Annotated in this window: 20 protein-coding genes and 1 pseudogene; 7 read left to right on the forward strand and 14 right to left on the reverse strand. The window is 65.9% G+C overall.

Features of this window, described 5'->3' with window-relative positions:
- Positions 1-329: 329 nt before the first annotated feature.
- The 14 genes from L1066_RS13290 to L1066_RS13355 all read right to left on the reverse strand — a co-directional run bounded on the left by L1066_RS13290 (position 330) and on the right by L1066_RS13355 (position 11072).
- The gene (locus L1066_RS13290; RefSeq protein ID WP_235736785.1) at positions 330-1253 is read right to left on the reverse strand and encodes an AfsR/SARP family transcriptional regulator; all 924 of its coding nucleotides are present in this window, start codon (positions 1251-1253) and stop codon (positions 330-332) included.
- A 230-nt stretch (positions 1254-1483) separates the two neighbouring features.
- Positions 1484-2152 carry a hypothetical protein gene (locus L1066_RS13295; RefSeq protein ID WP_235736786.1) on the reverse strand — a complete coding sequence of 223 codons (669 nt, stop codon included), beginning with the start codon at positions 2150-2152 and terminating at the stop codon, positions 1484-1486.
- Positions 2092-3381: a LysM peptidoglycan-binding domain-containing protein gene (locus tag L1066_RS13300; RefSeq protein WP_235736787.1), complete on the reverse strand. Its 1290-nt coding sequence runs from the start codon at positions 3379-3381 to the stop codon at positions 2092-2094. Before L1066_RS13300 ends, L1066_RS13295 begins: the two co-directional genes overlap by 61 nt.
- Positions 3378-3800 carry a pilus assembly protein TadG-related protein gene (locus L1066_RS13305; RefSeq protein ID WP_235736788.1) on the reverse strand — a complete coding sequence of 141 codons (423 nt, stop codon included), beginning with the start codon at positions 3798-3800 and terminating at the stop codon, positions 3378-3380. The genes L1066_RS13300 and L1066_RS13305 overlap by 4 nt, the downstream gene beginning before the upstream one ends.
- Positions 3797-4225 (reverse strand): TadE family protein, encoded by a 429-nt coding sequence (locus L1066_RS13310; RefSeq protein ID WP_235736789.1) that lies wholly within the window; start codon positions 4223-4225, stop codon positions 3797-3799. Before L1066_RS13310 ends, L1066_RS13305 begins: the two co-directional genes overlap by 4 nt.
- A complete protein-coding gene (locus L1066_RS13315; protein ID WP_283095419.1) occupies positions 4222-4629 on the reverse strand; it encodes a TadE/TadG family type IV pilus assembly protein in 408 nt (135 codons plus the stop codon). The genes L1066_RS13310 and L1066_RS13315 overlap by 4 nt, the downstream gene beginning before the upstream one ends.
- A complete protein-coding gene (locus tag L1066_RS13320) occupies positions 4598-4783 on the reverse strand; it encodes a hypothetical protein (protein ID WP_235736791.1) in 186 nt (61 codons plus the stop codon). The genes L1066_RS13315 and L1066_RS13320 overlap by 32 nt, the downstream gene beginning before the upstream one ends.
- A 24-nt stretch (positions 4784-4807) precedes the next feature.
- Entirely contained in the window at positions 4808-5710 is a 903-nt protein-coding gene (locus L1066_RS13325; RefSeq protein WP_235736792.1) for a type II secretion system F family protein, read from the reverse strand.
- Positions 5707-6564, reverse strand: coding sequence for a type II secretion system F family protein (locus tag L1066_RS13330; protein WP_235736793.1), 858 nt, complete (start codon positions 6562-6564; stop codon positions 5707-5709). Before L1066_RS13330 ends, L1066_RS13325 begins: the two co-directional genes overlap by 4 nt.
- Positions 6561-8036: a TadA family conjugal transfer-associated ATPase gene (locus L1066_RS13335; RefSeq protein ID WP_235736794.1), complete on the reverse strand. Its 1476-nt coding sequence runs from the start codon at positions 8034-8036 to the stop codon at positions 6561-6563. Before L1066_RS13335 ends, L1066_RS13330 begins: the two co-directional genes overlap by 4 nt.
- A complete protein-coding gene (locus L1066_RS13340; RefSeq protein WP_235736795.1) occupies positions 8026-8802 on the reverse strand; it encodes a CpaE/TadZ family protein in 777 nt (258 codons plus the stop codon). Before L1066_RS13340 ends, L1066_RS13335 begins: the two co-directional genes overlap by 11 nt.
- Before the next feature lie 4 nt (positions 8803-8806).
- Positions 8807-9415: an SAF domain-containing protein gene (locus tag L1066_RS13345; protein WP_235736796.1), complete on the reverse strand. Its 609-nt coding sequence runs from the start codon at positions 9413-9415 to the stop codon at positions 8807-8809.
- Positions 9416-9507: 92 nt separating this feature from the next.
- Positions 9508-10458: a hypothetical protein gene (locus L1066_RS13350; protein ID WP_235736797.1), complete on the reverse strand. Its 951-nt coding sequence runs from the start codon at positions 10456-10458 to the stop codon at positions 9508-9510.
- A complete protein-coding gene (locus tag L1066_RS13355; protein WP_235736798.1) occupies positions 10455-11072 on the reverse strand; it encodes a hypothetical protein in 618 nt (205 codons plus the stop codon). Before L1066_RS13355 ends, L1066_RS13350 begins: the two co-directional genes overlap by 4 nt.
- A gap of 423 nt (positions 11073-11495) precedes the next feature.
- Between L1066_RS13355 and L1066_RS13360 the strand changes: the two are divergent.
- The 7 genes and pseudogenes from L1066_RS13360 (at position 11496) to L1066_RS13390 (ending at position 20115) form a co-directional block, all read left to right on the forward strand.
- Positions 11496-12795: pseudogene (locus L1066_RS13360) on the forward strand (ISL3 family transposase).
- 27 nt (positions 12796-12822) lie between these two features.
- Complete coding sequence (gene mobF, locus L1066_RS13365) at positions 12823-14178, forward strand: MobF family relaxase (RefSeq protein ID WP_235736799.1); 1356 nt, start codon at positions 12823-12825, stop codon at positions 14176-14178.
- A complete protein-coding gene (locus L1066_RS13370; RefSeq protein WP_235736800.1) occupies positions 14139-16343 on the forward strand; it encodes an ATP-dependent DNA helicase in 2205 nt (734 codons plus the stop codon). The genes mobF and L1066_RS13370 overlap by 40 nt, the downstream gene beginning before the upstream one ends.
- A 131-nt stretch (positions 16344-16474) precedes the next feature.
- Positions 16475-16867, forward strand: coding sequence for a hypothetical protein (locus L1066_RS13375; protein ID WP_235736801.1), 393 nt, complete (start codon positions 16475-16477; stop codon positions 16865-16867).
- Positions 16868-16921: 54 nt separating this feature from the next.
- Positions 16922-17113, forward strand: coding sequence for a helix-turn-helix domain-containing protein (locus tag L1066_RS13380; protein WP_235736802.1), 192 nt, complete (start codon positions 16922-16924; stop codon positions 17111-17113).
- A 55-nt stretch (positions 17114-17168) separates the two neighbouring features.
- Positions 17169-18629 carry a DNA methyltransferase gene (locus L1066_RS13385; RefSeq protein ID WP_235736803.1) on the forward strand — a complete coding sequence of 487 codons (1461 nt, stop codon included), beginning with the start codon at positions 17169-17171 and terminating at the stop codon, positions 18627-18629.
- 91 nt (positions 18630-18720) lie between these two features.
- Positions 18721-20115, forward strand: coding sequence for an IS1380 family transposase (locus L1066_RS13390; RefSeq protein WP_235736804.1), 1395 nt, complete (start codon positions 18721-18723; stop codon positions 20113-20115).
- Positions 20116-20121: the final 6 nt, after the last annotated feature.

Below are 20121 nucleotides of genomic sequence, written 5' to 3' on the forward strand. Positions count from 1 at the left end.
AACCATACCCCCAGGGGGTAATGTTCCGGCGGTTAAATAGTTGCTCCTACGAGTTGAGCAGTGGCTCGACACACTATCGACGGTTTCGAGGTCTTGACGTTTCGTCAAGCCGCCTCGCTGGCCTGTCTTGGAATCACTGCAGGACCATCGCAACGGACGCGGGCGCCGGAACGACAATGAACACCGTGCCTAGCGACGCTCCGAATCCGTGAAAGGTAGGGAGATCGCCGACGAATGCATGCAACCCGAGGACGACCGGATTGGCTTGAGCCCAATTCGCACTGGCGTGCTCGCCCATCGCGCGGTCGCGCGGTGATGCGTGGATCGGTTCACCCGTTCCCGTTGGACCGTCTGCCAGCCATTCGCTTGGCCAGGATCTCGGCGGTTCGTGCGGGGACATCGATTGGTCCCAGGTGATCGTCGGACCGGTTGTGGACGGCGGCGATGAGAAACTCGCGCGCCATGTCCTCATGTCCCTGCGCCACGAGGACAGCGGCGCAGTCCACCCGCGCAACCTCGTCGTAGGGCGACGCCCGCCGAGCTATCTCGACTGCACGCTCGGCTTGATTGAGATCGTCTGCGGAGAGGGCGGCGGCAACGACGTCGTGGGCGACGTCGACGATGGCACAGGCCAGAATCTCGTCCTCACGCGAGTCGGCATCCAGCAACCAGCTCCAGCCGGTTTCGCGGAGTTCGGAGAACGGCGCTGCTTCGACAAGCCGTAGCGCGGTGTCGAAGTCTTGTCGGCCTTCCTCACCCCGAGCCTGGCCCCTGGCGCGGAGACGGCGGAAGAGATCAGCATCGACGAGAACGTCATCGACTTGGTACGTCCAGACTCCTACTTCATTGGCAGCGCGGGTCTGTGCGGCAGGCGGCAGGTGAGGGCGTCCCGTGCGAGCGTTATCGCCAAGCCACTTTCGGACCACTCCCATGTCGATGCGTACCCTGTCCTTGCTCATCGAGAACGCCTCGGCCACTTGCCGGGAGGACACGCCTTCTGGGTGCAACGCCAAGTAGGTGAGGAGCTCGACGTAATGCGGCTTGCGGCGGGCGACTGCTGAAGGGTTGCCGTGAGCAGTCGCCCGCACGGGTCCCAGCAGATGAAGCTTGGGCACGCGACTGGTCGCGTCGAACCACTCGGCGACGTCGCCATCAAGGGTGGGATCGAGAACCTCCACAGCTTCCTGCAGCGAGGTATCAGTCTCTTCCTCAGGTTCTGATGCGCCGTCGTCGGCGCAACCGATCACCGTCACGGTCTCCTCGACGGCAGGAGGAGCGTCGGCGTACGCCGTGACGAGGCGACCCGAGCGGTCTGTAACGGCACGCCATGCCGGCTCTTGCGCGTGGTTGGCGGGTGGGGGTGCGGGTGCAGCATCGCGGGTGACCGCGACGATAGCTGCGGTCGCTGCGGCCTCGGCGACTGTGAGGCCGGCAGTTGCGAGGTCGAGACCGAGATCCGGGATGTGCAGTCTGCCGTCACTGGTCAGACGGAACGAGACACCGTCGGCGCCGGGGAGTGGTTCGCGGTCACGACGGTGGCGCCGAGTCGCTCGATGCTGTCTGTGATGACTCGGATGATCGGTTCGGCCGCATCGGCGTCGGTCGTGATGAGAGCGTGGAACACCTCAGGTTCGTTGTCGCCTCGGTTGGCGAGATCAGCTGCCAGGTGGTCGAGGAAGTCGAGATCGTTCGGCTCGTGGTGGCGGTGTCGCACCGGGTCGAGGTCGGCGAGTTCGGAGGCGATTCCGACGGTGTCGATGTCGGTGAGCATGCTCCACGGGCTGAGCGTGAGTTCTGCGGTCATGGAGCGCGCGAGCGCAGTCGCTGCCTCCGGGTCACCGGTGAGTGCGATGGTGCCGAGTTCTTCGAGGTTGGGAAGCACCAGGTGTCCGTCGTCGGTGGCGCCGATGGTGCACAGCAGCGGCCAGGGCGCCGGACTTTCGGGGTCGGGAAGTGGCTGGTCGCGCTCGAAGGTCCAAGCGTCGTCCGTGCCACCCCATCCGGGCGGGGGCGCGGCCGGTTCGGCGAGGTGGAGGGTCACCCGATGGTCGGCGAGTTCGATGTGCTGGAGGCGAGGCCGCGGCTGACGAGTCAACTCCAGCCCATCGGCGAGGTGCCGCAGCAGACGGTCGAGTTCCTGGAGTCGCGGCACGGTGCCGGCGCTGAGGCGTGCGGTCTTCTCGACAGCGACCAGCTCCTGAGGAGGTGGCTCGAGCACTTCGCCGGGGCTTCGGAAGCGCAGTTGGGTACGGCGGTGGGCACGCAGGACGAGAAAGAGAGATCCTGCGAGGACGGTGCCGGCGCCGGTGAGGCCGGGCAGCAGCCAGGTCGGTGTATTGCCGCTCTGGTCGACGTCGCTGGATTGCGCCTCGGCGGCCGTGTCTGTCGGTGCTTCGACATCGAGGGGCGGGGAGTGGGTGTGGCTTCCGGAGGGGCGGTCGGGGCAGTCTCCGACGGTGGTTCCGGGGTCGAGTCCTTGGGTGTGGTCTCGTGCGGCCTCATCTCGACCGGCGCGTCGTCGGGGATCTCGAGTTCCCAACCCGGGTAAATCAGATCGGGATCGGTCAGCGTCTGGCCATCGGGTTGGACGATGTCGTCCGAGGCTCCGAAGATCTCTTCGTATCGGGTCGAGTCGCCGAGCTCCTCGTCGGCGATGTCCCACAACGTGTCGCCGGGCTCGACCACGTAGGGGCTGTCCTCGGGATCGACGGCTGCGGTTGATTCGTTCGCCGGGAGTTGCAGCACCGTTCCCGCGGTGAGGAATCCCGGTCCGTCGGGGAACAGATCGGGGTTGAGGTCGACGATCTCGGTGAACCGAGTGCCATCGCCGAGGTGCGCTTCGGCGATCTTCCACAGGCTGTCATGGGCCCGGGTGGTGTACAGCTCTGTCGCAGGTGCGGGCTTCGCGTGCAGGACCAGCGACGGGGTTGCTTCAGCGATTGGTTCCGCAAGGGATGCAGCAGGAGGGGTGGTCTGGGCTGCGGTGATGTTGTCGGCGTGCGCTGGCGCTGCGGCGAGGGCGATGCTGAGGGGCTGCGCGACGGCGAACAGGACCGCGGCCGAAGCCACCAGCTGAGATGCCAGCTGCTGCCCAGCTCCGAGACCTCGCAATTGTGGGGCGCGCACACCACGGACCGCAGCGACGATCTCGGTGAGTAGGCAGAAGGCCATCACAGCCCACGCGATCCACGCGGTGGCGCCGATGATGATCAGAGCGACGCTGCCGTCGTCCGGGCTCAACAGCCTGAGCCGCAGATCGGCCAGGTCGACGGTCCACGGAGTGGCGCCGAGGGCGACGAGCAGCACCGGCACGCCGGCGAGCGCGGCCACGATCAGGAGGGCGGCAACAAGGCCTCGGGCACGGGACTGGGTGCGATTCATCGCTCGGCTCCTCCAGTTGTTCTGATCAGACGTGCTGACGCGTCACCGGTCGCCGTGAGATCTCCGATGCCGACCATCGAGAGGAAGGTCGGCTCGTAGGTGTCGGTGACGCGGACGATCAGGGTGGTGCCGCCGGTGATCGTGACGGTTCCCTTGACTCCGGCGGCTGCTAGGTACTGCTCGGCGGCGCGTTGGGCAGCGGCGGTGTCGAGGGCGACGTACCGGCCTTGCACCGCCGGGGCTGCCTCCACCTGCTGTCCACCGGCGCGGGCTGCTTGGGCGGCGACGTCGTGAGCGCGCTGCTGCGCGTGGACCTGACCGCCGAGGTCGACGGCCAGGCCGACCAGCGTCATCATCACGATGGTCGCGGTGACGACCCAGATGCTGATTGAGCCGCGTTCGTTGTGGCGTCGTGTCATGGTGACCGCTCCCGCCACGTGTCGATCGGGCTGGTCATCGTGGCCGAGATGGTCCGGGTGCCAGGTACTCCGGGGACGGACAGATCTGAGAGGTCGAGAAGGCACGACACGGTCACGTCGACTTGTGCTGGTGTGCCGACATCGTGGGAGAACTGTTGGGTGTCGATGTCGACGTCAATGCGGAGGCAGTTGATGCCTTGGTTGGCGAGGTTGGTGACGGCCGCGTCCTTGGCTGCTTTCTTGGCGTCGGCCTCGACGCGCAGGATGGAGGCCGAACGGGCTGCGTCCGCGGCGGCCGACTCCACGGAGTGACGCACGACGGCGGTGCGGCCGCCGAAGATGATGAGTCCCACGAACAGTGCGAAGGCCGGTACGACGATGGCGGCCTCGACCGACGCCGATCCCCGGTCGCCTCGGCGGTTCATGGTGCGGTCACCCGCTCGACGGGAACGGTGGCGCTCTGGCGGATCACCGGATTCCAGCCGGGGATGACGCTCAGGCTGCGCGCCTCGACAACCACGGTGGCGGTGGTCGCCGTACGTTCGGCTTGAGCGACGGCGTGTTGGAGTACGTCGTTTCCGATGTCGCCGATGAACGCGTTGGCAGCGTCGACACCGCGAGATTCGCTCCCGGTCTTCGCGCCGGCGGCTCGCGCGCCCTCTTGTGCGGCCGCGATCGCGACCGTTCGGGCGTGGTAGTAGAGCGCGGCCTGCATCCCGAGGAAGAGGACTGCGAACAGAGCCGGCAGCAGGATCACGAGTTCGACCGAGACCGAACCACGCTGATCCCGTCGTCGCTCAGTTGATCTTGCCGGCCTGGATCTCGACAAAGGTCTTCACCGCCGCGACCACGATCCCAACGATGGCGATCACCGCCACCGCCCACAAGACGTGCTCAGTGGTGACCGAGCCCCGCTCGTCACGTTTCAGCCGGTCCTCCCAGACGAGCATCAGCGTCGTGACCGCCGCCATCAATCGCTTCATGGTGTGCTTCCTTCCTTCTCACATTCAGGTGCCGCTGAACATCCGCAGCAGGGACGGCGCCACGAGCAGCGCCATGAAGATGACTCCGAGCAGGGAGCCGGGGATCGTCATCCGTTCGCCGACCACGTTGGCCTGGGCGACTTCGGCGTTGAGCATCGCCGTGCGCATGGCGGCAGACCGGGCACGCAGGTTGCCGTAGACCGCGGCACCCTCCTCGCCGGAGAGCCGCATGATGTCGGCGAAGTCCTCCAACTCGGGCAATCCGAGCTCCTCAGCCAACGCATGCAACGCATCCCAGGGCGGAAGGCCCGACCAGCGGGAGCGGCCGAGCTCCTCACTGAGCCGCCGGAAGACCCACGAGTCCGCGACCTCGGCAGCGGACTCCATCGCCTGGCGGACGCCGGAGCCGTTGTGGCGCTCCAGGGCAACCAGGTCGATGTAGGCACCAAGCGCCCGTGCGAACTCCACCCGCGCCCGCTTCGCGTCGTCGACGGCGTTGTAGTTCGGAATGAAGAAGCACACCGCCGCCAGCGCGACCGAGGCGAACGCCGGCACCATCACCGGCAGCCCGATGCCCAAGACCTCGAAGAAGGCGCCGAGCAGCGGCGGTGCCACCAGCCCGAGTGCGGCGAACGTGAGCTTGTCGCCATAGAACTTCGCCAACGGGATCCGCAGCAGCGCCAATTCCCGAGTCGGCGTGCGCACCCACATCCCGGGAGGAAGCACCCGGATCGCCCAGACCCCGAGGCGCTCCTTGCCTGAGGTCGACTCCGCAATGGAAGTGACATCGGTGTGCCGGGAGGGTGTGAGACGTCCGAGTGCTTCGGCGAGATCCACCTGAGCAGGCAGCAACCGGGCAACCAGCAGGACGCCGCCGAGCATCAACAGCGCGCCGGCCACCATCGCCAAGGGCAGCCCCGCGATCACGACGCCCGCCCCACAGGCCCCGGCGCACCGACGAGAAAGCGTGCCAACGGCTTGCCGACCGCCATCCGCTTCATCCACACCAACGTCGCGACGTACGCAGTCAACAGCGTCACCAAGATGACTTGGCCGAGCGGACTGCGGTAGGGCTCGACGTACGTCCCGGAGATCGCAAGGATCACCAGCACACCGACGCTGATGATCGTCACCCAGCGGGCAGTGGCGCGAGGCTTGGCCCGGTCGGCCTCGATCTGCCGCCGAGCCCGCACGTCGGCAGAGACCGACTCGGCCAGACTTTCCAGCACCTGCGCCAGCCCGACGCCCCGACGTCTCGCCGCGAGGATCAGATTCGCAGCCACCAGATCTCCGGTCGCATCGTCCAGTTCGTCAGCGAACGACCGGATCGCCTCCTCGGTGTTCCACCGCGAACGCAAACGCGCGACCAGTCGCTGTACCTCCGGCCGGATCGCACTCGGAGTCGACCGTTCAGTGGCCACCAGCGCCTGCTCCAGGCCGATGCCGACAGTCAGCACACCGGACAGCGACCGCGTCCATTCCTCCATGGCTTCGAGCCGGTCAATCCTTGCCGCGGCGCCGGAGTTGGACAACAGCATCGGCACGCCCACGCATGCCAGCGGAACGGCGATCAGCGCGAGGGCCCAACCCGTCACCAACCACGCCAAGCACCCGCCGACCACGCCCACCAGCAGCAGCCGCTTCGTGGCAGCGCTTATCGGCTTGCGCCGAACCGGACGAGACCGCGACGGACGCACCGGCGCCGGTTTCAGGCCGACGACCACCCCGATGATCCCGGCGACGATCAGGGATCCCGCAACGGCCGGTACCAAGGCGATCACGACAACACCTGCTGCTCGCTGAGGAAGCTGCCGAGGTCGAATCCGAAGGATGCCAGTGCCCGGTACTCCTCGGGAAGGATCGCGGGCCGTGCGGTGCCGGAGGCGTCGGGGGAGAACAGGTGTGTCGTGGCGTAGCCGGTCTCGCGTTCGCCCGACGCGACTGCGATCACTTCACGCACGCAGCGGCGCCGCTGGAACCCATCCGGCGCGCGCTCGGTGGTGAGATCCAGTTGCACGATCAGGTCGATGGTCGAGGCGAGCTTGCTCGTTGCCAGTTCGTGTGTGACGTGTGGGCCGGCCTCCATCGCGCACGTGACGAGCTTGCGGATCGCGGCAACGGCATCAGAGGCGTGGGTGGTGGAGATGGATCCGGTGCCGGACTCCATCGCCTTGATCATCGCCCAGATCTCCTGGCCGCGGACTTCGCCGACGATCTGGCGCGACAGGTTGAACCGGAACGAGTCGATCAGCGCCTCGTCGAGGTTGAACTCGCCGGCCAGGCGACCGTCGGCACCGCGCTCGCCGGAGCCGGGGCGTGCTTCCCAGGCATGCACGATCTTGTGACGGCCCAGTTCGTTGAGGTGGAGTTCGTACTCGGTCTCGAAGGTGCCGATCGCCTCGTGCTCATCGATCTCGCTGCACAGGGCACGCACCAGTGTCGTCTTCCCGGCACCTTGGCAGCCTGAGATCACGATGCTCTTGCGGGCACGGACGGCTGCACGCAGGAACGAGGCCAGCAGGGGTGAGAGCATTCCGCGCTCGACGAGGTCCTCCAGTGTCACCTGCATCAGCCGGTGTCGTCTGATCACGACCGATGGTCGGGGCGTTACCCACGCCGCAGCCGCCAATCGCGAGCCACCGTCAAGTCGCAGGTGTAGGCGAGGTTGTGCTTCGGAGAACCCGCGGGCGTTCACCTCGCTGCGTGAAGCGAGGAAGACCAGGAAGTCGATCAGTTCGGCATCGGAGTCGGCGACGGGTGGTCCCTCGATGAGCGATCCGTCGATGAGTTCGAGCATGACGTTGTCGTGGCCGGCGATGATGATGTTCTCGACCCGGTCGTCGTCGACCAGCGGCTGTAGCCTTCCCAGACGGAACAGGGAATCGAACACCGCCTGGGCGAGAGCGGCCTGGGCTGCTGAGCTCCACGCGCCGCGTCCGTCGTTGACTCGATCGGCCATCGTCGACTCGATCAGATCCAGCACGATGGCGCGGCCCAACTCGGTCTGCGCCGTCTTGTCCAGACGAGAAGATTCGGCGCTCACTGCTTGGCTCAACTGCTTTGAGGCGAGGGTGCGAAGTGAGGCGACGATGCCCCAGTCGATGTCCACGTCGTCGTACGACGACGCAAGCGGCGGTTCGGGCGGTCGCGTGGGAGTCGCAGCGGAGGTGCTGGGCAGCGGTTGGCCGAACAACGGTAGGTCGATCAGCCGCGGGTCTGCGTTGGTGGGGCGAACGAGGTGGTCACTGGACATCGGAGAGCACCTCCGCGCCGAGGCCATTGCGCCGGACGTTTATTGCGGCGTGGATCGCGGAGATCGCCGCTTGTAGGCTGCGCAGCAACGGACTGCGATCGAACCGGTCGGGGATCCTCACGCCGCGGTGCAAGACCGCTGCGGACTGAGGATCGTCGGCGACGACTGCATGGACCGGCAGCCCGAGGACGCTGTTGACCTCCTTGGCCGAATACGGCTGCCCCTCGCCCACGAGCATCACGCCGGGGTTCGCCCACGCAGGGTGCCCACGCTGGATGGCTTCGGCCCACGACCGGGTGGCTGCGATGGCAGGCAGGTGCGTTCGACACAGGATCAGCGAGAGATCTGACTCGGCGAGCACGGGCTCGGGCCATCCGACGAGCCCGAGTCGACCACAGTCGACGATGACGTCCTGGCCGGTCGTTTCGAGATCCTGGAGCGCCGTCATCAACGGACCCCAGAGTCCGGTGAGCGCCGGGGCCTGGGTGTGGGCCCGTGGGCCCGGGATGAACGCAGCGGTTGAGGAGCCGATCGGGTGGGCGATCCGGGGCAGCAGGTCGGCTACGTCGTCAGCTGAGAGGGCCAGCTCGACCAGGCCCTGGTCGTAGGATTTGATGCCGCGGAAGTAGCCCGCCAAGATCCCAGACCCGCCCGTGGCGTCCGCTTCGACCAGCAGTACCGGGCGGGGCCACAACAACGCCATCCCTAGGGCGGTCGTCGTGACCCCGGGCGAGCCGGACGCAGAGCAGAGCGCAATGACAGCCATGTCCTCACCGCGCCCTGGAGTCCAGCACGATCGCGACGTTCCCTGTCGCGATCTGGGCGGCCAGGGTGGCTGCCTCGGCATGGGGGACCAGGAGATCCACGACGAGTCGACCGGTGCCATCAGAGACTCGAACGCCGACCACCTCGGCCTCGCTGAACGAGGGAACCCCGGTCGGCGCATCGCTGCCCTCAGCCGGTGTCGCGACCACGCGCACTCGATCACCCGTCTGCAGATTCATCCCGGGTGCCTGTGACGACGTCAGGGCGACACCGACGACCGACAGGTTTTCGGCGGGAACCACCGAGTCGGCGTACGACGAGGGCGTCAGCAGCGAACCGGCTGCGATGTCGACGGCGGCTCGTTGTCCGACCACCGAGTCCAAAGAACTCGCACCGACGGGCTTCAAGGCGGGGTCGCTGGTGACCCGGACCCGGGTCAGGTCGTCGGCCTCGATGATCGCCCCGCGCTCGATGTCGGCACGTGCGGCGAGGACTTCCTGGGTGTTGGTCGTGGCGGTCCATGCCCAACCGCCGAGGATCGCGCCCAGACAGATCGCCACCACCGCGGCAGCGATGAGGGCCGGACGTCGCCGCAGCTTCGGAGGTGGAGGCAACGGTGGCTCGGCAGAGGACGGAGGGGGACCTGCGATCGTTCATACCGTGTCGCGGTGTTGCTCATCTTCGTCTGCCCTCTCGTCGCTGCCCGTTACTCCACGAGCACCTGTGCCTCTCCGACGGTGATCTCGACTGACCTCTGCAGGCCGTCGAGGCGGATGGTTCCGGTCTGTCCGGCGCCCTCCCACGTGATCACCCACGACGACGTCGCCGTCACCGTGTAGGTGCCACCGGGCTCTCCGGCGCTCGACTTCGTGTAGACGTGACCGCAGTCCGGTGACGGCTTCTTGCCGTAGGCGGCCTTGTACGGCGTCCCTGGCGTGCGGCACTCGACGGTGGTGCCGTCGCCCATCTGCCAGGCCACATTCTGGACGTTCGCTGTCGCGGTGATCGTGATGCCACCCGCGCTGGCCGTTGCGGTGATCGGCCCATAGGTGTGCTCGTCAGGATTCGCCGCCCACATCCATACCGGCATCCCGACCAACCCGATCCGGTTCGCCCCGGGCTGCGGGGTGATGCCGACGTCGATCGCACGTAGAGCCATGTCGTCGATGGCGAGTTGGGCGACGTCGCGGGGGTTCGGGCCGGCGCCCGAGTTCTCCGGGGGATTGTCAGCCCAGATGTGGATCAGCAGATCGGTCTGTGGCTGGTAGCAGTCGTAGACCGCCCCATCGCCAGGTTCATGCCCTTTCCATGCGGGATCACCGGCGGGCGGTTGAGGATCGAGGAGTCGGATGTAGCAGCGGTAGCTGTTCGACCAGTAGCCATACTCCGACGTGCAGGGCACGGGTCCCGGTGGCGGCTTGCTGATGCCCTGCTTCGTGCCGTCCCAGTAGCAGCTCTGACCGGAACCGGTGTCCTTCGGGCCGTCGTCGACGTTCTCGCTGCCCGGCACCTCGACGACCACCCACACCAGGCACTTGCCAGTGGTCGGGTGCGTCTGCTGACAGACGGTCTTGGAGTCGGCGACGGCCGGTGAAGCAGCGATGCCGATCAGGCACCCGACGAGGAGGGGCAGTAGCGCGAGGATCCGCGTACTCACCCGGCGCACGGGGTCTTCTCCAGGTCTTCGCCGCCGGCGACGCGCCAGCCAGTGTCGGGATCGGTGTCCCAGGTGTAGTTCGCGACGGTCAACCGTGTCCATCCGCGGTCAGCTCGGTCAGCGGGAACCATCGACTTGCCGGAGGCATCGACAACATTGACGTCACTGACGTCCCAGCAGACATCGATCGTCACCGACGGGACGCGTCCGGCATTCGGTTCCGAGTTGTCCAAGCTGACCGACTGCACCTTGGCCTCGACGATCTCCGTGTCACCACGCTGCTGGGTTCCGGTAGCTCGCTCGCTCGTCAGGAAGTTCTTCTGGGCCGAGAGCTGGGTACTGATCGCGACCTCCTCCAGGCGGTCGAGAGCGACCGCGTCGTCCTGGAGCAACAGATCGGTGAGCGCGTAGTAGTCACCAACGGTGACTTCGGCCGCAGCGGCTGCGGACTCCTCTGGAGTTCCTGGTGTCGAGGGTGCAGCGCTGGTCGGAGAAGACGCACTGGGGGTCGGCTTCGGCGCTGGCTCGGCGTCGGAGTCCGAGCCGCAGGCAGCCACCGCGGCGAGCAGAAAAACTGCCGTCGCGACCGAGAACGTTCCGGAGAATTTCGTCATGGCCGAGTCCGTCCGCCCCACCGGGAAGGTCCCGGGAGAGCAGTCGACGGCGCCCCGATAGCGGTCCCATCGAGATCACCGCCTGCAACTATTGAGCCAGTCAAATGTGATCTGCGCAACATTTGTTCCTCCTGTGTGCACCTCATCGACCAGGTGCACAGCCATTGCCTAACCGCCCGCATTCGCTTGGAATCGACTGCTTCGCAGCCTCCCGCTCAATCCGGTCACACCTCTGGCACAGCGAGGGGAACAGCCGGCGCACCTTGTGTTCGAGGAGGTGAACCGCGTGACGGTTTCGATGCGGAAAATGAGGCGCTCCTGACATACCTGTGGGTGCTTGAGCGCGTCTGAGAGAGCCGCACGCCGCTTCCTGTCTAGGTTTCTGAGTTGTCTAGAAACAGCAACCAGGCGCAGGAGAGCGGCGTGCGTGATGTCAGCCTATGGCGGAGTCTTCTTGGCGTCGAGAAGACGGTCATTGAGCGGGTCGAGTTCGACGAGGATGCCGACGCTTTGGTGGCGCACGTGCGGCCGGCGAGCCGGTATCGGGGACGGTGCGGACAGTGCCGACGACCGTGCTGCAGGTACGACGCTGGTCCGGGCCGGCGTCGGTGGCGGGCGCTGGATCTGGGCACCACGATCGCGTTCCTCGAGGCGGACAGCCCACGCGTGAAGTGCCCTGCCCATGGCGTGGTGGTCGCGCACGTCCCCTGGGCTCGGCACGACGCCGGACACACCCTGGCCTTCGACGACCAGGTCGCCTGGCTGGCTACCCGGGCATCGAAGACGACCGCTACGCAGTTTATGCGGATCGCGTGGCGCACCGTCGGAGCGATCATCTCGCGGGTGTGGGCCGACATCGACGCCCAGCACGACCGTTTGGCCGGGCTACGGCGGATCGGGATCGACGAGATCAGCTACAAGAAGGGCCACAAGTACCTGATGGTCGTGGTCGACCACGACACCCGACGACTGGTGTGGGCTGCGCCGGGCCGCAACTCGGCCACGGTGCGAGAGTTCTTCACCCTGCTCGGGGAGGAACGCTGTGCCCAGATCACCCACGTGTCGGCGGATGGCGCTGATTTCATCGACTCGATGGTGGCCCAGATGTGCCCCAACGCGGTGCGCGTCGCCGATCCCTTCCACATCGTGAAGTGGGCAACCAACGCCCTCGACGAAGTGCGCCGTGAGGCGTGGAACGACGCCCGTCGTCAAGCCCGCTCCGAACCCAAGCGCGGACGCGGCAGGCCGCCAGCAGACGCGCCACCACGCCCAGGCAGTGAACGGGCCAAATCGCTGAAGGGTGCCCGGTATGCGTTGTGGAAGAACCCCGAGGACCTCACCGAGAATCAACAGTTCCTGCTGTCCTGGATCGCGACCAGTGACCCGAAGCTGTACCGGGCCTACCTACTCAAGGAAGGCCTGCGTACCGTGTTCCGACTGCCTCACAAGGCCGCCGTCATCGCGTTGGACCGGTGGATCGCCTGGGCCCGTCGCTGCCGGATCCCGGCGTTCGTGAAACTCGCCAAGAGCATCGTCAAACACCGGCCCCGGATCCTCGCCGCCATCGAGCACAACCTGTCCAACGGGCTCATCGAATCAACCAACACCAAGATCCGACTCATCACCCGGATGGCCTACGGATTCCACTCCGCCGACGCCCTCATCGCCCTGGCCATGCTCAAACCTCGGCGGCCACCGACCCGCCCTCCCAGGCCGCAACTGACCCACAGAAGAGTCAGGAGAGCCGAAAATGACCCCTGGCCACGGCTGCAACTACCTGCTCAAGAGCGTCGTCGTCGGCGACGGCAACCGCTCGCTGAGAACTCCGATGACCCGCTACTACGCCGAGGCGGGCACACCGCCAGGCGAGTGGATGGGCTCCGGCGTGACCGAGTTCGGCAACGGCCAACTCGCGTCAGGGGCCGAGGTGACGCCCGCGCAGTTGGAGCTCCTGCTAGTCCACGGCCGTGACCCAGTGACGGGGGAGCAGCTAGGGCGGGCGTACCCGACGTACCCCTCTATTCAGGAGCGGATCGCCAAGCGACTTGGGGCCATCGACAGTTCGTTCACCAGTGAAGCGCGCGCGACAGAGGTTGCCCGGATCACCCACGAAGAGGAAGCCCGCGGGCCGAAGACCGCGGTCTCCGGATTCGACCTCACCTTCAGCGTCCCGAAGTCAGTGTCTGTGCTGTGGGGCCTCGCCGACGCAGACACCCAGAAACGACTCGTCGAAGCCCACCACGAGGCGGTCGCCGAGGTGCTCGCATTCTTCGAACGCGAGGTCGCAGTCACCCGTGCAGGAGCCAACGCACGCAACGGAGCCGTCGCCCAACACGAAGTCGCTGGCGTCGCCGCCACCGCCTACGACCACTGGGATTCCCGCTGTGGCGACCCGCAACTCCACACCCACGTCGTGGTGTCCAACAAGGTCCGCACCGTCTACGACCAGAAGTGGCGCAGCCTCGACAGCATCCCGATCCACCGCAGCGTCGTCGCGATCTCCGAGCACTACAACGCAGTCCTCGCCGACATCCTGACCCAACGATTCGGAGTGCAGTGGAACAGGCGTGACCGCGGCGCCGACCGCAACCAGGCACTGGAGATCACCGGTGTCAGCGAAGAACTGCTCGCTGAGTTCTCCAACCGCTCCCGCGAGATCGACATCGAGACCGACCGCCTCATCGAGGAGTACGCCGTGACCTACGGTCGCCGGCCATCGCCGAAGACCATCGTCGAACTCCGGGCGACCGCCACCATCGCCACCCGACCTGAGAAGGAACTGCATTCACTCGCCGAGCTCACCGACGGCTGGCGCCAACGGGCCGAAGCCCTTCTGGATGCGGGATCGACAGAGTGGGCACGTGGCATCACGACTGGAGCCTCCGCCCCAACCCTCCGTGCCGAGGATGTGCCTCTCGACCTGGTGGCGAGGATTGGCACGCAGGTCGTCGGGGTCGTGGGGAGAAGCGCTCCACCTGGCGGCATTGGAATCTATGGGCAGAAGCATCCCGGCAGACGATGGAGTGGCGCTTCACCACACCACGGGACCGTGAAGCCGTTGTGGGCATGGTCGTCGACGCAGCAACCAAGGCCTCACTGCGCCTGACGCCACCCGAGCTGGCCACTAGCCCCGACGCGTTCCGCCGGGCCGACGGCTGCAGCCGGTTCCGGCCCCAACACTCCACAGTGTTCAGTTCGGCCGACCTGCTTGCAGCCGAAGACCGGTTGCTCGTGCGGGCAAACACCCGAACAGCCCCCACCCTCAAGCCGTCGCTGATCAAGGCCGCCGTCAGCCGAGGCGTCCTCGGTCACCGGCTCACCGAAGGACAAGCCCAAGCACTAACAAAGATCGCCGGATCCGGCCGACAGGTCGACCTCCTCGTCGGACCAGCCGGCGCCGGCAAAACCACAGCCATGCGCGCCCTCCACACAGCCTGGACTTCCGCCCACGGCTCCAGATCAGTGGTCGGCCTAGCTCCGTCCGCCGCGGCTGCGCAGGTGCTGGCCGACGACCTCGGCACCGCATGCGACAACACCGCGAAGTGGCTCCACGAACACGACCACGGACGAGCCGAGTTCAAACCGGGTCAGCTCGTGATCATCGACGAAGCAACACTCGCCGGCACCCACACTCTGGACAAAATCACCGGACTCGCCACCGAGGCAGGCGCGAAAGTCCTGCTGGTGGGGGACTGGGCACAACTGCAATCCGTTGATGCAGGTGGAGCGTTCTCGATGCTGGCCGAGGCAAGCGACGACACCCCCGAACTCGTCGGGATCCTGCGCTTCGACCACGACTGGGAAGCAGACGCCACCGCCGCACTACGGCAAGGAGACACCGACGTCATCGGCACCTACGTCCGCAACGACAGAGTCCGCGAAGGCGACACCGACGCCATGACCGACGCCGCGTACGACGCCTGGCGACACGACATCCAAGCTGGGCTCGCCAGCGTGCTGGTCACCGAAGCTAAGGCCACTGTCGACAAGCTCAACCAGCGAGCCAGAGCTGAACGAATCCTCGCTGGCGAGACCGAACCAGGACGAGAGGTGGAGTTGGCTGACGGCAACCGCGCCTCAACCGGCGACCTGATCGTCACCCGCCGTAACCAACGGCACCTGCGTTCGCTCCGCGGTGGCTGGGTCCACAACGGCGACCGCTGGCGAATCACCGACGTCACGCCAGACGGCTCGGTGATCGCTGCACGCATCGATCAGAAGATCGCGGGGACGGTGGTGCTGCCCGCCGGTTACGTACGCGAACATATCGACCTCGGCTACGCCATCACCGCCCACCGAGCCCAAGGATCCACGGTGGACACCGCCCACGTCGTCGCGTCCGGTGTGACCAACCGCGAGAACCTTTACGTTTCCATGACGCGAGGACGGAAGGCCAACACCGTTTACGTGGCCCTCGACGACCCCGACGACACCCACACCCCGCCACAAGAAGGCGACGTGACCGGTCGGACGGTGCTGTACGGCATCCTCCAGCGCTCCGGAGCCGAGTTGTCCGCCCACCAGACGATCAAAGCAGAGCAGGACCAGTGGTCTTCCATCCAACAACTCGCGGCTGAATACGAGACCATCGCCGCCGAAGCCCAGTACGACCGCTGGCTTGACCTGGTCAGCGATTGCGGCCTCGGCGAAGCGGACGTCGAACGAGCTGTTGCGTCCGAGTCCTTCGGTCCGCTGACCGCCGAGTTCCGAAAAGCCGAAGCCAACGGCTACGACCTCGACACGTTGCTACCCAAGTTGGTGGCGAACCGTGGGCTCGCGGACGCAGTTGACGTCGGGGCGGTCCTGATCAGTCGATTGCACCACGCGACCGCACTGCCGCGAAGGAGTGGCCGACGCCGGATCGAGCCTAAACTCATCGTCGGACTCGTCCCAGTCGCAACTGGCCCGATGGACGCGGTGGACCGACGAGCCCTCGGCGAACGCCAGCGCCAGATGGAACAGCGTGCCGTCGCGCTTGCCGATCAAGCCGTCCAGAGCAGCGAGTCCTGGCTGCGCGGCCTCGGTTCCCGTCCAGAGAGTCCAGCGGACGCCAATCACTGGATTTCCGAGGTGATGGTCGTCGCCGCCTACCGCGACCGCTACCGCATCCTCGGATCCAGTCCGCTCGGTCCGCGCCCTGTCGACGAAAGCCAGAGGTCCGACCGAGACCGGGCGCAAGCCGCATGGCGTCGTGCCGTGGAGCTCGTTCGTGTTGGCGAAGTATCTTCGCGCTCCGCGGCACCGACTGTGGGACCAAGCATCGGCCACTGAGGTTTCCACAGCGGCGCGCGGGTCACGGTTGTCCCCAGGTATCGAACTTGGAGAGCGCAGCGGACTGAATCCCGACTACGCCTGAGGAACAGGCACCACCCGAGGTGCCGTTCCTCGAAAGGTCGATCGTCATGATCCTCGCGCTCTCGTTCCGCCTCGCCGGAAGCATTCACCGGTACCTCTTCGCGTACGCGCCCAGCAACGTTCTGATCCGCTATCTGCGGAGCGCAACCGGTCGGAGGTGGGCATTCCCAATCTCGGCTGTACTCACCGCGGGCTACCTCGCGGCCACAGCCGGACTCACCACGATCCTCGAGGCCGGTGGCCCGGGCTGGTTCAGTCTGGTCGCGCTCACCTGCGCCTGGAACGCCATCAAGTTCGCCTGGGTTGGGGTCGCTGCGTTGGCGGCGGCGACGAGTTCAAGGGTTCGCGCTCTACTCGGACGTACCCGTCGTGCGAGGTTCGCGGATCACTCGTCGGCTGATGTCAGCGGACCCGACAAAACCGGGATCACCTTCGGTTAGGCTGGTCCATACCCAGTTAAATCCGGTTTCGCTGATGCGAGAGGTCGCGCCGACATGTCTGAACCTTGGTTGTCCGCCGACGACATCGCTGCCCATCTGGGTGTCACGAAAGACACGGTCTACGCGTGGATCTCTGACAAGGCGATGCCAGCTCACAAAGTTGGGCGCTTGTGGAAGTTTCAGGCCAGCGAGATCGACGAGTGGGTCCGGCGTGGCGGAGCAGCGGCGCCGGAGTCGAGCTCATGAGACAGGTCTTGTCGGTGGTCTCTGCTCTGATGAGCTTCATGGAAGTAGGAAACTCATGGGTAAGTTGAGCCTGAAGGCCGTCGAGGACCGTGTCGCGCCCCTTGCGGGCCGCGACATTTACGATCGCGAGTTCATCTTCGATCTGCTTCTGGCCTACGGGAAGCCGCAGGGCAACGTCACCCGGCTACGTAACGGATCACTCAGCGTCGCCGTCGACCCGAGCACCGAGGTGGCGCAGAAGAACGTCGTCTACTTCAAGGAAACTACCGGCGACCCTCTCGCTGTAGCCGACGAGTTGAAGACCTCGCCCGCGGTGGTGCGCTACAGCACCAGGTTCGTGATCGTCACCGACTATGCCGAGGTCGTCGCCACCGACACGAAGACCGGGGAGACGATCGGGTTTCCGATCCACGAGATCGACCAGCACTTCACGTTTTTCCTGCCTTGGGCAGGCATGGAGAAGGCGCAGTATGTCGCCGAGGCCCATGCAGACGTCAAGGCGGCCGAGCGCATGGGCAAACTCTTCGACGAACTCCTCGGCGCGAACCCGGGAATGCTCGATACGGCGGGTGGCCGTCACGCGCTGAACATCTTCTTCACCCGGCTGCTGTTCTGCTTCTTCGCCGAGGACACCGGCATCTTCGCCGACAACCAGTTCACCAACGCCGTCGGTTCCCACACTCAGACAGATGGATCGGATGTTGCCGAGTTCCTCACTGACCTATTCACCTCGCTCGACACGGAACGCGTTGAGGATAAGCCCAAGCACCTGACAGCGTTTCCCTACGTGAATGGTCGCCTGTTCACGATGTCGGCGGAGCATGTCGTACCGCGATTCACGAAGAAGGCTCGCGAACTGCTGGTCGAGTCGGGGACACTGATCTGGCGCGAGATCAACCCCGACATTTTTGGGTCGATGTTCCAGGCCATCGTCACTCCGGGCAGGCGTTCTGATCTGGGACAGCATTACACATCGGTGCCGAACATCCTGAAGACGATCGAGCCCCTCTTTCTCGACGGGCTGAAGGACCAGTTCGGCGCCGGGTTCGGCTCCGCCAAGAAACTTGAAGCCCTGCTGACGCGGATTAGCGAGATCAAAGTTTTTGACCCAGCATGTGGATCAGGCAATTTCCTCGTCATCGCGTACAAAGAGCTGCGTCGCTTGGAGCACGCGATCCTGGAACGTCTCGCCGACCTTGATCAGAGACATCAGGTGCTCTACGCCGAGTCGAAAATCAGCATTGAAAACTTCTTTGGTATCGAAATCGACGACTTCGCCGTCGAGGTCGCGATTCTCTCGTTGTGGATTGCTAAGCATCAGATGAACAGTGAGTTCAAGGACAAGTTTGGCGTCTCTATCCCGCTGATCCCGCTGAAGGAGACCGGGCAGATCCAGCAGGGCAACGCCATTACAAGCGATTGGTTTGTGGCCTGCTCGAACGGAATTTCCGACGAGACATACGTACTCGGAAACCCGCCTTACCTAGCCCGGATTGTTCACGGCGCTCGGGTGTGATCGGCGCGTAGAAGCACGGAAGTGCCTGCCCAGCAGGGGAAACTTGTGATTGCGACGTCCCAAGTTCTCCGAGTTGGAAGGCACTCCGTAGGTGAAGCGTACTTCGTGGTCTGCCGGTCTGTCGGTGTCCGCTGATGGTGTCGGCGTGGTGGCCCACGCGGGCAGCGTCGCGACTCGGCTCCTGGCCGACCGGACCGGCCTGACGGGCGAGTTGTCCAAGGTGATGATCCGCCGCAACTTCAACCCTGGTCATGACCGCGGCCGGGTGCTGGCCGATGTCGCGGTGATGCTGGCCGATGGTGGTGAGGCGATCGCCGACATTGACGTGCTGCGCCACCAGGCCGGCGTGCTGGGCCCGGTCGCGTCGCCGCCGACGGTGTGGCGGACGCTGGACGAGGTCACCCCGGGTCGGTTGACGAAGATCCAGAAGGCGCGAGCCCGGGCCCGCCGCCACGTCTGGACGCAGTTGCCCGGCGGCGTGCCGGCCAGCCGGGTCGCCGGGAGCGATCTGGCTGAGGACCTGATCGTGCTCGATGTCGACGCCACGATCGTGGTCAGTCACAGCGAGAAGGAGAGCGCGGCGGCCACGTTCAAGCGGACCTTCGGATTCCACCCGCTCGGGGTGTGGTGCGACAACACAGAGGAGTTCCTCGCCGCCAAGCTCCGTGCGGGGAACGCTGGGTCGAACACCGCGGCCGACCACATCGAGGTGCTCACCGAGGCAATCGCCCAGGTCCCCGGCAGCCACCGCCGCAAGCTGCTGATCCGTTCCGACGGCGCTGGTGCATCACACAAGCTGCTGGACTGGCTCACCGAGCAGAATCAGGTCCGCGGCCGCAGCGTGGAATACAGCGTGGGGTTCGCGATCACCGAGAAGCTCCGCGACGCGATCGACCTGGTCCCGAAGAAGGTCTGGGCCCCGGCGCTCGATGCCGACGGCGCGATCCGTGAGGGCGGCGATGTTGCCGAACTCACCGGCCTGCTCGACCTCACGAAGTGGCCGACCGGGATGCGCGTCATCGTCCGCCGCGAACGCCCGCACCCGGGTGCGCAGCTGTCGCTGTTCGAGGAGCGCGACGGCTGGCGATACCAAGCCTTCGTCACCAACACCACGACCGGGCAGCTCGCCTTCCTCGAAGCCCGCCACCGCGCCCATGCCCGGGTCGAGGACAGGATCCGGCACGCCAAGGACTCCGGCCTGGGGCGGTTCCCGTCAAGGAAGTTCGACATCAACGAGGTCTGGCTTCTGCTGGTCCAGATTGCCGCGGACCTGACCGCCTGGACCAGGTTGCTCGCACTGACCGGCGACGCGAAGGTCCTCGCGGCGTGTGAGCCGAAGGCGCTGCGCTACCGCTTCCTGCACGTGCCCGCCCGGCTCACCCACGGCGCTCGTCGACGACGGCTCCGGATCCCGGACTCGTGGCCGTGGGCGACTGCGATCGTCGCTGTCTTCGCGAACATCGCTGCGATCCCACAACCCGCCTGACCAGAC

The organism is Nocardioides alcanivorans (assembly GCF_021555175.1).
Taxonomy (GTDB): Bacteria; Actinomycetota; Actinomycetes; order Propionibacteriales; family Nocardioidaceae; genus Nocardioides; species Nocardioides alcanivorans.

Excerpts from the sequence above, each read along its gene's own strand:
- L1066_RS13300 (WP_235736787.1), bottom strand. The coding sequence starts at position 3,381 with ATGAATCGCACCCAGTCCCGTGCCCGAGGCCTTGTTGCCGCCCTCCTG.
- L1066_RS13305 (WP_235736788.1), bottom strand. The coding sequence starts at position 3,800 with ATGACACGACGCCACAACGAACGCGGCTCAATCAGCATCTGGGTCGTC.
- L1066_RS13310 (WP_235736789.1), bottom strand. The coding sequence starts at position 4,225 with ATGAACCGCCGAGGCGACCGGGGATCGGCGTCGGTCGAGGCCGCCATC.
- L1066_RS13320 (WP_235736791.1), bottom strand. The coding sequence starts at position 4,783 with ATGAAGCGATTGATGGCGGCGGTCACGACGCTGATGCTCGTCTGGGAG.
- L1066_RS13335 (WP_235736794.1), bottom strand. The coding sequence starts at position 8,036 with ATGTCCAGTGACCACCTCGTTCGCCCCACCAACGCAGACCCGCGGCTG.
- L1066_RS13340 (WP_235736795.1), bottom strand. The coding sequence starts at position 8,802 with ATGGCTGTCATTGCGCTCTGCTCTGCGTCCGGCTCGCCCGGGGTCACG.
- L1066_RS13355 (WP_235736798.1), bottom strand. The coding sequence starts at position 11,072 with ATGACGAAATTCTCCGGAACGTTCTCGGTCGCGACGGCAGTTTTTCTG.
- mobF (WP_235736799.1), top strand. The coding sequence starts at position 12,823 with ATGACCCCTGGCCACGGCTGCAACTACCTGCTCAAGAGCGTCGTCGTC.
- L1066_RS13370 (WP_235736800.1), top strand. The coding sequence starts at position 14,139 with ATGGTCGTCGACGCAGCAACCAAGGCCTCACTGCGCCTGACGCCACCC.
- L1066_RS13375 (WP_235736801.1), top strand. The coding sequence starts at position 16,475 with ATGATCCTCGCGCTCTCGTTCCGCCTCGCCGGAAGCATTCACCGGTAC.
- L1066_RS13380 (WP_235736802.1), top strand. The coding sequence starts at position 16,922 with ATGTCTGAACCTTGGTTGTCCGCCGACGACATCGCTGCCCATCTGGGT.
- L1066_RS13385 (WP_235736803.1), top strand. The coding sequence starts at position 17,169 with ATGGGTAAGTTGAGCCTGAAGGCCGTCGAGGACCGTGTCGCGCCCCTT.